The 13055-nt window shown below is 71.9% G+C and carries 16 protein-coding genes and 1 pseudogene; 5 read left to right on the top strand and 12 right to left on the bottom strand.

Annotation, left to right across the window (positions count from 1 at the left end):
- Window positions 1–28: 28 nt before the first annotated feature.
- Entirely contained in the window at window positions 29–565 is a 537-nt protein-coding gene (locus VAB18032_RS15445; protein WP_013733798.1) for an RBBP9/YdeN family alpha/beta hydrolase, read from the top strand.
- Window positions 566–662: 97 nt separating this feature from the next.
- Here the strand turns inward: VAB18032_RS15445 and VAB18032_RS15440 are convergent, their stop codons facing one another.
- From VAB18032_RS15440 to VAB18032_RS32885, 3 genes are all read right to left on the bottom strand, one after another.
- The gene (locus VAB18032_RS15440) at window positions 663–1061 is read right to left on the bottom strand and encodes an MmcQ/YjbR family DNA-binding protein (RefSeq protein WP_013733797.1); all 399 of its coding nucleotides are present in this window, start codon (window positions 1059–1061) and stop codon (window positions 663–665) included.
- A gap of 141 nt (window positions 1062–1202) precedes the next feature.
- A complete protein-coding gene (locus VAB18032_RS31795) occupies window positions 1203–1502 on the bottom strand; it encodes a hypothetical protein (protein ID WP_013733796.1) in 300 nt (99 codons plus the stop codon).
- Window positions 1502–1993: a hypothetical protein gene (locus VAB18032_RS32885; RefSeq protein ID WP_013733795.1), complete on the bottom strand. Its 492-nt coding sequence runs from the start codon at window positions 1991–1993 to the stop codon at window positions 1502–1504. Before VAB18032_RS32885 ends, VAB18032_RS31795 begins: the two co-directional genes overlap by 1 nt.
- A 194-nt stretch (window positions 1994–2187) precedes the next feature.
- On the opposite strand from VAB18032_RS32885, the gene VAB18032_RS30770 reads away from it, so the two are divergent.
- Both VAB18032_RS30770 and VAB18032_RS15430 read left to right on the top strand, forming a co-directional pair.
- Window positions 2188–2469: a hypothetical protein gene (locus tag VAB18032_RS30770; protein ID WP_081476127.1), complete on the top strand. Its 282-nt coding sequence runs from the start codon at window positions 2188–2190 to the stop codon at window positions 2467–2469.
- A gap of 22 nt (window positions 2470–2491) precedes the next feature.
- Window positions 2492–3259, top strand: coding sequence for a hypothetical protein (locus tag VAB18032_RS15430; RefSeq protein WP_043724407.1), 768 nt, complete (start codon window positions 2492–2494; stop codon window positions 3257–3259).
- Here the strand turns inward: VAB18032_RS15430 and VAB18032_RS31270 are convergent.
- The 8 genes from VAB18032_RS31270 to VAB18032_RS15395 form a co-directional block, all read right to left on the bottom strand.
- Window positions 3256–3426, bottom strand: a complete 171-nt coding sequence (locus VAB18032_RS31270) for a GNAT family N-acetyltransferase (RefSeq protein ID WP_013733793.1) — start codon at window positions 3424–3426, stop codon at window positions 3256–3258. The two genes, VAB18032_RS15430 and VAB18032_RS31270, sit on opposite strands and share 4 nt — an antisense overlap.
- Before the next feature lie 50 nt (window positions 3427–3476).
- Entirely contained in the window at window positions 3477–4184 is a 708-nt protein-coding gene (locus VAB18032_RS15425) for a RibD family protein (protein WP_013733792.1), read from the bottom strand.
- Window positions 4181–4813: a GTP cyclohydrolase II gene (locus VAB18032_RS15420; protein WP_013733791.1), complete on the bottom strand. Its 633-nt coding sequence runs from the start codon at window positions 4811–4813 to the stop codon at window positions 4181–4183. The genes VAB18032_RS15425 and VAB18032_RS15420 overlap by 4 nt, the downstream gene beginning before the upstream one ends.
- An 11-nt stretch (window positions 4814–4824) precedes the next feature.
- On the bottom strand, window positions 4825–5721 hold the full coding sequence (locus tag VAB18032_RS15415) for a lysylphosphatidylglycerol synthase domain-containing protein (protein WP_232510889.1): 897 nt from the start codon (window positions 5719–5721) through the stop codon (window positions 4825–4827).
- 128 nt (window positions 5722–5849) lie between these two features.
- On the bottom strand, window positions 5850–6701 hold the full coding sequence (locus VAB18032_RS15410; RefSeq protein WP_013733789.1) for a methyltransferase domain-containing protein: 852 nt from the start codon (window positions 6699–6701) through the stop codon (window positions 5850–5852).
- A complete protein-coding gene (locus VAB18032_RS15405; RefSeq protein WP_013733788.1) occupies window positions 6698–7723 on the bottom strand; it encodes a glycosyltransferase family 4 protein in 1026 nt (341 codons plus the stop codon). Before VAB18032_RS15405 ends, VAB18032_RS15410 begins: the two co-directional genes overlap by 4 nt.
- A 10-nt stretch (window positions 7724–7733) precedes the next feature.
- Window positions 7734–8156, bottom strand: coding sequence for a 6-pyruvoyl trahydropterin synthase family protein (locus VAB18032_RS15400; protein WP_013733787.1), 423 nt, complete (start codon window positions 8154–8156; stop codon window positions 7734–7736).
- A gap of 4 nt (window positions 8157–8160) precedes the next feature.
- A complete protein-coding gene (locus VAB18032_RS15395; protein WP_013733786.1) occupies window positions 8161–9141 on the bottom strand; it encodes a zinc-dependent alcohol dehydrogenase in 981 nt (326 codons plus the stop codon).
- 127 nt (window positions 9142–9268) lie between these two features.
- On the opposite strand from VAB18032_RS15395, the pseudogene VAB18032_RS33655 reads away from it, so the two are divergent.
- Both VAB18032_RS33655 and VAB18032_RS15390 read left to right on the top strand, forming a co-directional pair.
- A pseudogene (locus VAB18032_RS33655) lies at window positions 9269–9991 on the top strand (CDP-alcohol phosphatidyltransferase family protein); the annotation flags it as partial.
- Window positions 9992–10054: 63 nt separating this feature from the next.
- Window positions 10055–11779, top strand: a complete 1725-nt coding sequence (locus tag VAB18032_RS15390) for a sulfatase-like hydrolase/transferase (RefSeq protein WP_148272282.1) — start codon at window positions 10055–10057, stop codon at window positions 11777–11779.
- A 38-nt stretch (window positions 11780–11817) separates the two neighbouring features.
- Here the strand turns inward: VAB18032_RS15390 and VAB18032_RS15385 are convergent, their stop codons facing one another.
- Entirely contained in the window at window positions 11818–12951 is a 1134-nt protein-coding gene (locus tag VAB18032_RS15385) for a ricin-type beta-trefoil lectin domain protein (protein WP_043720808.1), read from the bottom strand.
- Window positions 12952–13055 lie beyond the last annotated feature (104 nt).

Below are 13055 nucleotides of genomic sequence, written 5' to 3'. Positions count from 1 at the left end.
GGATCGGCGAAACTCGAATGGGGGCACGGTGGGACGCAACGCGATCATCTTCCACGGGACCGGCGGCAGCCCGGACAACTGCTGGTACCCCTGGCTGGCCGGGCGACTCGCCACCCGGGGATACGCCGTCGAGGTGCCACACCACCCGGGCATCAACATCGAGCCGATCACCACGTTCCTGCCGAAGGCGCTGGGCAGCCACACCTTCGACGCGGACACCGTCCTGGTGGGTCATTCCGGCGGGGCGGCCCTGCTGCTCGCGCTCCTGGAACACCTGGACGTGACAGTCGCCCAGGCGATCCTGGTCGCCGGCTACTGCACCCCACCCAACACCGAGGAGGAGCCGGTCCTGCAACCGAGCTACGACTGGGCCGCGATCCGGGAGCACGTGCGGGACATCTACTTCGTCAACTCCCGCACCGACCCGTACGGCTGTGACGACCGGCAGGGACGCGCCATGTTCGAACGGCTCGGCGGCACCCAGATCGTGCGCGACGACGGGCACTTCGGCGACTACGACCAGCCGTACGAGCGGTTCGACCTGCTCGACCGACTCATCCCCTGAGGAGCCGCGCCAGGTCGGCCGTACATGTCGCCCGCCGCATGGCCACCACCGCCCGCGCCGGTGCCTTCGGTTGAGCGGCCGAGCGGCTGCGGGATGCTCAGGGCCGCCGGGCGTCGAGCCGCGCGATCCGGCGGGCCCCGGCCGTGAGTCGATAGCTGGCGTCGAGCAGCTCGCCGACCTCGTCCCAGCTGGTGTCGTCGGTCAGGTCCACCCCGACCCAGCCGGAGGCGCCCAGGTAGGCCGGCACGAAGCACCGCTCCTCCGTCAGCAGCGCCGCACGCTCCTCGGGGTCGACAAGCACCATCACCGACTGGTCGTGCTGGTGATAGACGCCGTCGACCTTCACCGAACCGCCGTAGTAGGCGAAGACCTTTGTGGTGAAGAAGGCGGGACGCCCGTGGGAGACCTTCTCGGCCGCGTCGGGAAAGGCCAGGGCGAGCGTCCGCACCCGGCCCAGGACCGGGTCCGCCTCGTCGAACATGATGGGATGCGGCATATCAGAAGGTAACCACATCCTGGCTGCCCCGCGATGCCCTGCATCACCGGCCCGCGAGTGCGTGTCACCCTCGACCCCTCGCACGTCTTCGCCGCCGTTTGCCGCACCCGACCGTCGGACGGCCGACTCCCGCCCATCGACTCACGAGCTACCGCGCACGAAAGGTTGCATGGTCCAGTAGGGAGCGACGGCGGTCGGTATCGAGCCGACGGCGAGGACCCATTCGTCGCCGAGCGTGCCGACGACGAGGTCACCGATGTCGAACCGCAGCACCAGACCAGCGCAGCTCAGGTCGCCGTCCGGGCCGATGATCACGGCGCCGTCGACAAGTCCGGCCCCGACGAACCCGGACAGGATGCCCGGACGCAGCGCCGGGCCGACCCTCGTCTCCCCGTGCTCGCCCATGTCGTAGGAGCGGTACGGCTCCTCCTTCGCCCGCATCAACTGGTCACCGCTGCCGTGCAGACCGACGGCAGGGCGGATTCGAAGCACAGCCACGCGTGCAGCAGGCTCGTGGCGTCGGGCTCGCATCGTCTGCCGTACCAGTGCCGGGCTTCCGTCACCGTTTCGAGCCGTCGACCCGCCATGTCGTCCAGCCAGGATGCGACCATCCGAGGGTCGCTGAACCCCGCGTACGGTGTCGGGTGTTCGATGCCCAGGGCCTGCCACACGGCGCGGGCGGTGGCCTCGTGGACGTCTCCCGTAGCTGTGTCGACCTCGGTGGTGAGCACGTCGGTCACCATGACCTTCGCCGCTGCCGGAAGGCCGCGCAGCGCCCACCGAACGCCCAGGTCGGCTTCCCGTCGGTGTGCTGCGGTGACGGCGGCGGTCACCTCCACCTCGGGCACACTCGATGGCTCGACCTCGACGGTGACCGCAGCGAATCGCGAGGTGCGGCTCGTCTGCCGCCGCAGCCGGTAGGTGGTCGTCATCCCGATGACTCCAGCCGCAGCGGATCCACCACCGCTGCGATGATGGAATTGTCGCCTCCGGGTACGGATGCCACCGCCCGCGCTGGTCATAGCCCTCCGCCAGCGCGTCGTGGTCGACCACAGCGACGGTCAGGCCGGCTTCTCGGGCGGCCTGCGCCTCGTCGGCAGATGCACGCCCCTTCTACGGTGAGCACATGTGGTGGTATCTCCTGCTCGCCGGCCTCGGGATCGCCATGGGCATCACGGTCCTGATCTACAGGCGTGGCCGTAGCCGGCCGCAGACCGTCGAGGAGAAGGCGGCAGCAGCCCGATCCGCCATGCGTGCCATCCGCCGTGGTTCGCCGCGCCCTGGTCGCGGCGTTGTCGGGCGGGGCCGAGGGGTGCCCGACCGGCACTCCGCCGCCATCGCGGAGAACGCCGCCTATGGCGACGCGGCACAGTTCGGCTCAGGCGGTGGCGGAGGGGGAGCGGACTGACAAGCGACGGGAGCTGCTGATCATGAATGAAGGCTCACCCGGCGCACCGGCCGAACGAACGTGGCGGTGGTGGCCTGCGCTGCGGCTCGCTCTGGTTCTCCTCTGGCTGCTCGCGGCGATGACGACCTGGTGGACGGCTCCCCGGCAGCAGGGCTACGAGCAGGCGAGGGCGGACGCCGCTGCCGGCCGAATCACGGCATACCAGTGGGGCGACCGATGGGACGCCAGCAGCCCTCCACGATGGTTCGACACTCCCGCCTTGCACAGCTCCGGCACCCTCGGTCCCCTGTTCGCGTGGAGAACCCCCGACGGCCGGAGGCACTGGACCGACACCGACAGGTTCGACCAGGTGACCATCACCGACACCGTCGACAATGGCAGCTACTCCGGACCTGGCGCCATCGGTGTCGCGCAGGACCTGCGAGCCTCCGGCCTCGAACACCGGGCCGGCGCACTTCACCTACCGACACCCGTCGTCATCTGGGCGGGTCTCGTCCTCGCTGCCATCTCTGTCGGCGTCGTCGTCGCCGGACCGGCTCCGGTCCGGGGCACTCGGTGGTTCTGGTTCTGGCTGATCTCCATCACACCGTACGGCCTCGGGCTGCTGTACTGGTGGGCCCGGGAGCACCCGTGGTCGACTTCGGCGACTCCGGCCGGGCACGTAAACCGGCGGGACCGCGGCATCCTTGGTCTCGGTCTGGGCATCCTCGCGTCGATCCTGATCAGCCTTGTCCTGCTGGCCCTCCACACAGCCCTCGGCGACCGGTGGGCACCACAGCCCGGCACCTAGCCCCGCGCGTTGGCGTCCCATTCGGTGCCGAGTAGCCCGAGAACGACCTGGTCAGCGAAGTCCCCATGCGCCCATGCCGCGCGACGCAGGGTGCCTTCGCGCACGAACCCGGCCTGGGTGGCTGCTCGGATCATCGCGACGTTGTCGGCCAGCGTCTCGACCTGCAACCTGTCAGCTCGACAGGCCGCGGACCGTCAGCACGAGGGGACCCGGACGCTCAGGCCAGTTCGCAGCGTTCCGACAGGGCGTAGCGGGTCAGCACCACGTCGCCGATCTGGCGGGCCTCGACCACCTGGGCGCGCCGGGCGGAATGCCACGGGAACCGGCCGTCACCGACGAAGCGGGGTGCCCGACGGTCGCCCACGAAGAAGGGGGCCACCACCAGGTGCAGTTCGTCGGCGAGCCCGGCGGTGAGGAACTGGCCGTGGACCAGGGCACCACCTTCCACAAGCAAACGGCGTACGCCCCGGTCGGCCAGGTCGGTCAGGGCCCGTGCCAGGTCGATCGGGTCACCGGCGTCGACCACCGTGGCCCGCTCCCCCACCCGGTGCCGGGTCTTCTCGCACGCGGCGCTGGCACAGTAGACGATCCGTTCGGTGTCACCGACGGTGAAGAACCGGGCGGTCGGGTCCAGGTCCCCGCAGCCGGTCACGGTCACCCGGATCGGGGACTCCGGCAGGCCACGGGCGATCCGGTCGGCGCGGCGGCGGTCGCAGCGCACCAGCAGGCGGGGGTCGTCGCGACGGACGGTGCCGGCACCCACCAGGATGGCGTCGCAGCTCGCGCGTACCTCGTCGACCCGGTCCAGGTCGGCGTCGTTGGACAGCATCAGTCGTTCGTCGGTGGCGTCGTCGATGTAGCCGTCGATCGAGGTGGCGCAGCTGAGCAGCACGTACGGCCGGCGGGCCGTGGCCTGGCCGGTCACCGGACGGCGGGGAGGTCGGCGGCACGGGCGGCGCGGCTGGCCTTCGCCGCTAGGTAGTCGGCGTTGGCCGGGGAGAGGAACACGCCGGTGGGCACCTGCTCGGTCACGGTGACGCCGAGCCGGCTCAACTGGTCGGTCTTCTCCGGGTTGTTCGTCAGCACCGCGATCGGCCCGACGCCCAGCGCGGTGAGCATCTGCGCGGCGACCGTGTAGTCCCGCTCGTCCTCGTCGTGGCCGAGGGCGACGTTGGCCTCGAAGGTGTCCAGCCCGGCGTCCTGCAGGGCGTACGCGTCGAGCTTGGCGTACAGGCCGATGCCGCGACCCTCCTGCCGCAGGTAGAGCAGGTACCCGCCGACCTCGGCGATGCGCTGCACCGCCTCGCGCAACTGGGGACCGCAGTCGCAACGCTGGCTGCCGAACACGTCGCCGGTCAGGCACTCGCTGTGTGGACGGACCAGCGGCACCGCCCCGGCGGCGGTGTGGTCACCGAGGGCGAAGGCGAGGTGCTCGCGACCGTCGACCAGCCCGTCGAAGGTGTGCAGCCGGGCGGTGGTCTGGTATCCGTCGGAGAAGCGCAGCGGCACGGTGACCTGCGTCCGGATGGTGGCGGCAGGCAGTGATTCGGACATGGCTCTCCTCGTCAGACGGTGGCGGGTACACGGACACGACGGGCCAGCAGCACGGCGGCTCCGGGCAGGCTCGCGACGAGCACCAGGGCGCCGTACACCGTTGCGGTGGCCACCCCCTCGGCGGCGGTCAGGCCGGCGGCGGCGAACGCCCACGCGGCCACCCCCTCGCGGGGGCCGAACCCGGCGACGTTGGCCGGCACCCCCATCGCGAGCAGGGCCAGCAGGGTCAACGGCAGCAGCAGGGTCAGCGGGGCGGTGGAACCGGCAGTTCGGGCGGCCACCAGGAACGTGGCGAGGTGCCCGGCGACCGCGAGCGCGGAGGCGACCAGCACCCCGGCCCAGGTGCGCTTGCCCAGCAACCCGGCACGTACGTCGGCCACGGCGGTGACCATCGCGCGGGTGAACCGGGAGGCACCCGAGTGCGGCAGCAGGCGGGCGGCCAGCACCACGGCGACAAGCGCGGTCACCACGACCGCGGTGGCCACCGGCAGGTACGGTCGCACCGGCGACGGGAAGGCGAACAGCAGCACCACGGCGACGGCGACCAGGACGACCTGGCCGGCGACACGCTCCCAGACCACGGCCCGGATGCCCCGACCGACGTCACCGACGTCACGGCCGTGCCGTACCGCCCGGTGCACGTCGCCGAGGATCCCGCCGGGCAGGGTGGCGTTGAGGAAGACGGCCCGGTAGCAGTGGGCCACGGCTTCGCGCAGCGGCATCCCCACGCCGAGCCCGCCGGCGACCAGGCTCCACCGCCAGGCGACACAGACGGTGGTGAGCGCGCCCAAGGCCAGCGCGGCAGCCAGCGCGGGGGCGTCGATCAGGCGCAGCCCGGCCAGGAACGGCCCGGTGCCCAGCCAGCACAGCAGCCCCACCAGCACGGCGAGCCCGAGTGCCAGGCGCAGCCAGCCCCAGAAGGACCGGCCGGTCGGGGCCGCCGTGGACCCGACGTCACCAGCTTCGTCCGCCACGCAAGCCTCCCGGCATGGTGATCTTTCCCTGACTGTACGCACGTAACTCGCGGGCCGCCGGTTCAACGGGGTACGGCCAGCAGGTCGGTGTGATCGACCAGTACCCCGAGTCGGCCCGCGTTAGCCTCGTTGCGTCGACGCTTGGCGTACTCGTGGGTGAGATCGACCAGTTCCGGGCGTTGCTCGCAGGCCGCGTCGAGCCAGCCGGTGAACCACTGAGCGGTCAGGGCGGCCTGCTCCGGCCCGAGCCGCCACGGGCTGGGCCGGGTCCGCACGGTCATCCCGTGCCGGGTGAACGCCGCCGCGCAGGCGTCGACGGCGCCGGGGCCGAGCAGGTGTCGGCCCCCCACGGTGCGACGCTGGTGGGCGTTGAACGCGTCGGCGATCTCGACGTCGAGCGGGTCGGCCGGGGTCAGCCGCACGGTGCCGGTGACCGAGATCAGGAACAGCGCCGGGCAGCCGGCCCCCGCGCAGGCCGCGACCAACCGCTCGATCTCGGCGGCGGTCAGCATGTCGAGCAGCGCCGAGGCGGTGACCAGCGCCGCGCCGGCCAGGTCGGTGGCGGTGAGCCGGGTCAGGTCACCGCGGCGGGTCTGCACCGTCACCGGCGCGCCGCCGGCGGCGACGGTGGGCATGCCGGCGCGGGCCCGGGCCAGCAGGTCCGGGTCCTGGTCGTAGAGGACCCAGTGCTGCGGGCCGGGCAGCAGCGGGGCCAGCCAGCGGCCCAGCGAACCGGTGCCGGCCCCCAGGTCATGCACCACGTACGGCGTGTCGCCGGTCAGCGTGGCGCGCACCGTGTCGACCAGGTCCGTGGCGCGGGCGGCCACGTCGGCCGGCTCCCGCAGCGCGAGCCACTGCGCGAAGTCCGGCGGCAGCTCGATGGGCGCATCCTGAACTGCCTGCTGTTCGGTCATGACGCCATCGCCTCTTCCAGGGCCGTGGTGATCCGGGTGGTGGTGCTCGTCCAGTCGTCGAGGGTGGTCCGTCGCCGGGCGGCGATGCGGCGCAGCCGCGCCCGTAGGGACGCGTCGTCCAGCCAGCGGCGCAGCGCGTCGGCCAGCGCCGCCGGCTGTTCGGGCGGCACCAGCACGCCGGGGCGTTCCCCGGCGACGTGGCCGAGGGCGTCGGGCAGGCCACCGACCGCCGTGGCGAGCACCGGGATGCCGCGCGCCAACGCCTCGGTGACCACCATCCCGTACGTCTCCCCGCGTGACGGGTGCACCAGCAGGTCGGCGCCGGCGTACGCGGCGGCCAGCAGGTCACCGGAGAGCGGACCGGCCAGCCGGATCCGGTCGTCGAGCCGGTGGGTGGTGATCTGCGTGCGGAGCCGGTCGACGAAGTCCGGTTCGCGGTGCAGCGGGCCGACGCAGGTCAGCGTCCAGTCCCGGTCGGTCACCGCCGCCAGCGCCTCGACCAGCAGGTCGTGGCCCTTGTGAGCGGCGACCGCGGCGACGCAGAGCAGCGCCGCACCGGCCGGTGATCCGGTGACCCGCGGCGCCGGGTCCACCCCGGGGGCGGCGACGTGCACCAGCGACGGCGGCAACGCGTACCGGTGCAGCAGCCGGTCGCGGGTCCAGGTGCTGGTGGCGACGATGACGGTGGCGCTGGCCAGGGCCCGCGCCTCGGTGTCGTCGTCGCGCGGCAGGTGCACCAGCGGGACCAGCCGCAGCCGCCGGGCCTGCGCGGCCAGGGCGTCCGGCACCACCGAGGCGACCAGCCCGTCGACCAGGACGAGCGCCCCGTCCGGCAGGGCGGTGAGCAGTTCGGCGAGCCGGGCGTGCTCCGCCGGGGACGGGGTCGGCCACGCTCCCGGTACGGGATGTTCGCGCACCGACCAGCCGGCGGCGGCGAGCCCGGCGCAGATCCGCCGGTCGTAGCCGTTGCCGCCGCTGGGTGTGGCCGGATCGTCGATGTCGCCGGGCAGGATCACGTGCACGCCCGGCACGTCAGGCGCCGGTGCCGCTCGCCCCCGGCAGTGACCGTTCGTAGCTGGCCCAGGCGACGTGTGACTCGTGCAGGGTGACGGTGATGCCGGTCAGCCCGTGAGCGCCGGCGCCCAGGTCGCCGGCGTGCACCCGGTCGGCGAGCCGGTCGGCGATGGTCCGGGCCAGCACCTCGGTAGTGGTGTTGGTGCCGGCGAAGGCGGGCTCGTCGTCCAGGTTGCGGTAGTTCAGTTCGCCGAGCACGGCCTTGAGCTGGTCGGTGGCCAGCCCGATGTCGACCACGATGCCGTCGGCGTCGAGATCCGGGCGGCGGAACGTGGCGTCGACCACGAACGTCGCGCCGTGCAGCCGCTGCGCGGGGCCGAAGACGTCGCCCCGGAAACTGTGAGCGATCATGATGTGGTCACGGACGGTCACACTGAACACGGAGTCACTCCCCGTCGTAGGTGATGAGGTGGCACAGCGCGGGCAGGCTGCCGGCGCTGAGTCGGGCAAGAACGTCGGGCAGTTCCGCGAACGCCGACCGCCCGGTGATCAACGTGTCGAAGACCGGGTCGGCCAGCAGGTGGAGGGCGAGCGCCATCCGGTCGGCGTACCCTCGGCTGCTGCGCCGCGCGGGGGCGACCATGCCGACCTGGCTGCTGCGGATGGTCAGCCGCCCGGAGTGGAAGGCCGCGCCGAGGGAGAGCTGCACCTGGCGGTCGCCGTACCAGCTCAGTTCGAGCACGGTGCCTTCAGGGGCGAGCAGGTCCAGGCCGCGTTGCAGGCCGGCGGCGCTGGCGCTGGCGTGCACCACCAGGTCACGACCGCCGGTGGCCGCCTCGGGGGTGGCGAAGTCGACGCCGAGCGCGGCGGCCACCTCGGCCCGGGTCGGGTCGGTGTCGACGAGTTCCACCGCCACGCCGGGGAAGCGGGCCAGCAGCGCCGCGACGGCGCAGCCGACCATGCCGGCGCCCACCACGCTGACCCGGTCGCCGAGCAGCGGTGGCGCGTCCCACAGCGCGTTGACCGCGGTCTCCACCGTGCCGGCCAGCACCGCGCGGGACGCCGGCACCTGCTCCGGTACGACGGTCACCGCGTCGACCGGCACCACGTACGCGCTCTGGTGCGGGTACAGGCAGAACACCGTACGTCCACGCAGGTGGGCCGGGCCCTGTTCGACCTCGCCGACGTTGAGGTAGCCGTACTTGACCGGGGCCGGGAAGTCGCCCTCCTGGAACGGGGCGCGCATCGTGGCGTACTGGCTGTCCGGCACCTTGCCGGCGAACACCAGGGTCTCGGTGCCTCGGCTGACCCCGGAAAACAGGGTGCGTACCTGCAGTTCGTCGGCGCCCGGTTCGGGTAGCGTCACCGGTCGGATCTCTCCCGCACCGGGTGCGCGCAGCCAGAAGGCGCGGGCGGGTCGCGTCACCGGTTCTTCTCCTCACCTGCGTCCGGACCGAACCGATCCGTCATGTTTTCCGTACTTCCTGACAGGGGTCGTCGATCATAAACACGGAGGCACGGTGTCCACAGTTCGAACCGGTCCGCAAATCGGGATGCTCGTCCAGGTCGTTCTGCTGGGCGGGCTCGCCGCGACGGTCGGCCTCGGCGTCGCCGGCTGGCTGGCGGGCCTGACGTACGGTGCCGTGACCTGCCTGGCACTCATCCGGGCGCTGCGGCGCGCCGGCACGCCCCGACTGGGCCCGGCCGACTGGGTCACCATGGGCCGGGGGCTGCTGGTGGGGGCGGTGACGGCGCTGATCGCCGACGCGCTGATCGCCGGCCGGCCCGCGCCGACGGTGGTGCTGGTGGTGCTGACCGTGGTCGCGTTGGCGTTGGACGCGGTGGACGGCAAGGTGGCCCGGCGGACCGGAACGGTCAGCGGGCTCGGTGCCCGTTTCGACATGGAGGTCGACTCGATCCTGGTGCTGATGCTGAGCCTTTACGTGGCGCCGTCGGTCGGGGTCTGGGTGCTCGCCATCGGCCTGATGCGGTACGCCTTCCTCGCCGCGAGCTGGGTGCTGCCCTGGATGGACGCGCAACTCCCGCCCCGGTACTGGCGGAAGGTGGTCGCCGCGGTCCAGGGGATCGTGCTCGCCGTCGCCGCCTCCCAGCTGCTGCCCGCGCCGGTGACCCTGCTGGTGCTGCTCGCGGCGCTCGGGCTGCTGGTCGAGTCGTTCGGCCGGGACGTGGCCTGGCTGTGGCGGCGCCGTCTGCCGCGTACCGTCTCCGGGATCGTCGTCGCGACGGTGCCGCTGCGCGGTCGTCCGCTCGACCGGGTCGAGGAACGCGACCTGCCCCCCGCGCCTGTCCTGTCGCTGCGCTGACCCGGGAGAAACCAGTTGTCGACCTCCGATGCGGCGCGCGCCACGAACACCGCCGAGCGCCTTCCCACGACCGACTCCCCGGACACCGAGGCGCTGACCGAGGCCTCCGACGCCCCTGCCCGGTCCGGCCGCCGACGGATGCTGGCCCGGGTGGTCACCGTACTGGCCGTCGTGCTGGTCCTGGCCGCCTTCACCCTGCCCAACCAGCCGTGGCGGATGCAGGCCGGCGCGTTCCTGCGGATCCCGCTGGAGGCGCTGCTGCTCGCCGCCGCGCTGCTCGCGTTGCCCGGCCGCCCCCGCCGGGTGGTCGCCGCCGTCGCCGGAGTGCTGCTCGGCCTGGTGGTGCTGGTGAAGATCGGCGACCTCGGGTTCTACTCCTCGTTGGGGCGGCCGTTCGACCTGGTGCTGGACTGGTCCCTGCTGGACGAGGCGTTCACCTTCGTGGCCGAGTCGATCGGCCGGCCCGGTGCCATCGCCATCGCCGTCGGCGTCGTGCTTGTGCTGCTGGCCGTGCCGGTGCTGACCGCGCTGTCCACGGTACGGCTGTCCCGGGTGCTGGCGCGGCACCGTACCGCCAGCACCCGGGTCGTCGCGTCGCTGGTGCTGGTCTGGGCGCTGCTGGCCGCGTTCCAGGCCCGGATCGTGACCGGTGTGCTGGTCGCCGACAGCAACGCCAGCACCATCGTCTACGAGCACGTCTCGGAGGTCCGCGAACGGATCAACGACCGGGCGGCGTTCCGTACCGAGGTGAGTGCGGACCCGTTCCGGGACGTGCCGGCGGACCAGTTGCTGACCGGGCTGCGCGGCAAGGACGTGCTTATCGCCTTCGTGGAGAGTTACGGCCGCGACGCGGTCTCCGACCCGGAGTTCGCCTCCGTGCAGCGGCTGCTCGACGACGGCGCCGGACGGTTGCAGGCAACCGGTTTCTCCTCGCGCAGCGGCTTCCTCACCTCGCCGACCATCGGCGGCGGCAGTTGGCTGGCCCACGCCACCCTGCTGTCCGGGCTGTGGATCGACAACAACCAGCGGCACAAGAGCCTGCTGGCCAGCGACCGGTTCACCCTCGGCGACGCCTTCCGCAGCGCCGGTTGGCGTACCGTCGGGGTGATGCCGGCGGTCAACCAGGCCTGGCCGGAGGGGAAGTTCTACGGCTACGAGCAGTTCTACAGTGGCCCTGACCTCGGCTACCGGGGTCCCCGGTTCGCCTTCTCCCCGATGCCCGACCAGTACGCCATCAACGAGTTCCACTCCCGGGAGCGGGTCGGGCCGCGGGACCGGCCGGTGATGGCCGAGTTGGCGCTGGTCTCCAGCCACTCCCCCTGGACCAAGGTGCCCTCGCTCGTCGACTGGGACGACATCGACGACGGCGAGGTGTTCCGCAAGGGCATCATCGGTACGCCGACGGCACAGGCCCGCACCGGTTACCGGCACGCGGTCAGTTACACCCTGCGTACCCTCATCTCCTACCTGGAGACCCACGGCGACGACGACACGGTGCTGGTGGTCCTCGGTGACCACCAGCCCGCGCCGGTGGTCACCGGGGACAATGCCAGCCCGGACGTGCCGATCCACCTGATCGCGAAGGATCCCGCCGTGCTGGAGCGGATCGCCGACTGGGGCTGGCAGGACGGCCTCACCCCGGACGCCACCGCCCCGGTCTGGTCGATGGATTCCTTCCGCGACCGTTTCCTCACCACCTTCGGCTCCGCCCCGGCCCGGCCGCAGGCTCAGTCCCGCTGAGACCGGGCCGGGTCAGAGCGTGGGGCCGGTGGTGTTGACTACCGCCGGCTCCACTGCTGGTTGGCCTGGCCGTTGCAGGTCCAGAGGACGAGCCGGGTGCCGTTGGCGGTGCCCCCGCCGTTGGCGTCCAGGCAGAGGCCGGACTGCACGCCGCTGATGGTGCCGTTGGCGTTGAGGTTCCACTGCTGGTTCGTCCCGCCGTGGCAGTCGTAGATGGTGACCCGGGTGCCCGGGGAGGTGCCGTACCCCTCGGCGTCGAGGCACTTGTTGCCGTAGACGGTCAACGCCCGGCCGGAGGTGTAGCTCCACTGCTGGTTGGTGCCGCCGTGACAGTCCCACAGCTGCAACTGGGTGCTGTTGGCGGTGCTGTAGCCCGGCACGTCGACGCACCGGCCGGACTGGTTGCCGACGATCGCGCCGGCGGTGGGAACCGGGGTGGGGGTGGGAGTGCCGCCGTTGCCGGGGGTGCCGATGCTGCCGGGCACCGACTGCAGGGCGTTGTACCAGACCGCGGCCATCTTGTCGTAGCCGTTGGCGGTCGGGTGGACGCCGTCGATCAGGTCGCCGGTGGTCAGGGCGGCGTGCATGTTGACCAGGTGCACCCGCTTGCCCGCGTTCACCTTGCTCTGCACGATGCCGGGAATCGCGGCGTTGAAGGTGCGTACCGCCGCCGCCTGGTTGGTGTTCGACAGTGTGATGATCTGCGCGACGAACACCTCCGCGTTGGGGGCGGTGTTGGTGATGCGGTCGATCAGGGTGGAGAGCCGGTTCGGTGCGCTGCTGACGTTGTAGTTCTGCAGGATGTCGTTGGTGCCGATGTGCAGCAGCACGGTCTGCGGTCGCTGGGTGTTCAGCCAGTTGACGATGTTGGCGTCGATCTGGTCGATGCGCCAGCCGGGGTGCCCCTGATGGTCCCGGTCACCGAGGCTGGTCGGCCCGTTGAACTGCGATCCGACGAAGTCCACCGTGTATCGGCCGTTGACCAGGCGCTGCCACAGGCCGATCCGGTAGCCGCCCGGGATCTGGGTGCCCTCGGTGATCGAGTCACCGAGCGGCATCACCCGTACCCCACCGTTGGACTCCGCACTGGCGGTGCCCGCCGCTGTCACCGCCGCACTCACCGCGAGACCGACCGCGGCCACCACCGCAAGCCATCGCACCCTCATCCTCATCCCCACTCCTGCCACTAGTCCCCAGCGCACACCAGAACTGTGAGCGCTAACACTCACAACAGTCGATATTCCCACCCCCACCGACCCCCGTCAACATCCACTCC

Origin of the sequence: Micromonospora maris AB-18-032 (assembly GCF_000204155.1) — a bacterium.
In the GTDB taxonomy this organism is placed as follows: domain Bacteria; phylum Actinomycetota; class Actinomycetes; order Mycobacteriales; family Micromonosporaceae; genus Micromonospora; species Micromonospora gifhornensis.
Note: the sequence above shows the minus strand (reverse complement) of the source record. Positions and strands in the feature narration are given on the sequence as shown.

Coding starts and splice junctions, on each gene's coding strand:
- VAB18032_RS15440 (WP_013733797.1), bottom strand. CDS start 1,061: ATGCCGCATCCCATCATGTTCGACGAGGCGGACCCGGTCCTGGGCCGG.
- VAB18032_RS31795 (WP_013733796.1), bottom strand. CDS start 1,502: ATGCGGGCGAAGGAGGAGCCGTACCGCTCCTACGACATGGGCGAGCAC.
- VAB18032_RS32885 (WP_013733795.1), bottom strand. CDS start 1,993: ATGACGACCACCTACCGGCTGCGGCGGCAGACGAGCCGCACCTCGCGA.
- VAB18032_RS30770 (WP_081476127.1), top strand. CDS start 2,188: ATGTGGTGGTATCTCCTGCTCGCCGGCCTCGGGATCGCCATGGGCATC.
- VAB18032_RS15430 (WP_043724407.1), top strand. CDS start 2,492: ATGAATGAAGGCTCACCCGGCGCACCGGCCGAACGAACGTGGCGGTGG.
- VAB18032_RS15420 (WP_013733791.1), bottom strand. CDS start 4,813: ATGTCCGAATCACTGCCTGCCGCCACCATCCGGACGCAGGTCACCGTG.
- VAB18032_RS15410 (WP_013733789.1), bottom strand. CDS start 6,701: ATGACCGAACAGCAGGCAGTTCAGGATGCGCCCATCGAGCTGCCGCCG.
- VAB18032_RS15385 (WP_043720808.1), bottom strand. CDS start 12,951: ATGAGGATGAGGGTGCGATGGCTTGCGGTGGTGGCCGCGGTCGGTCTC.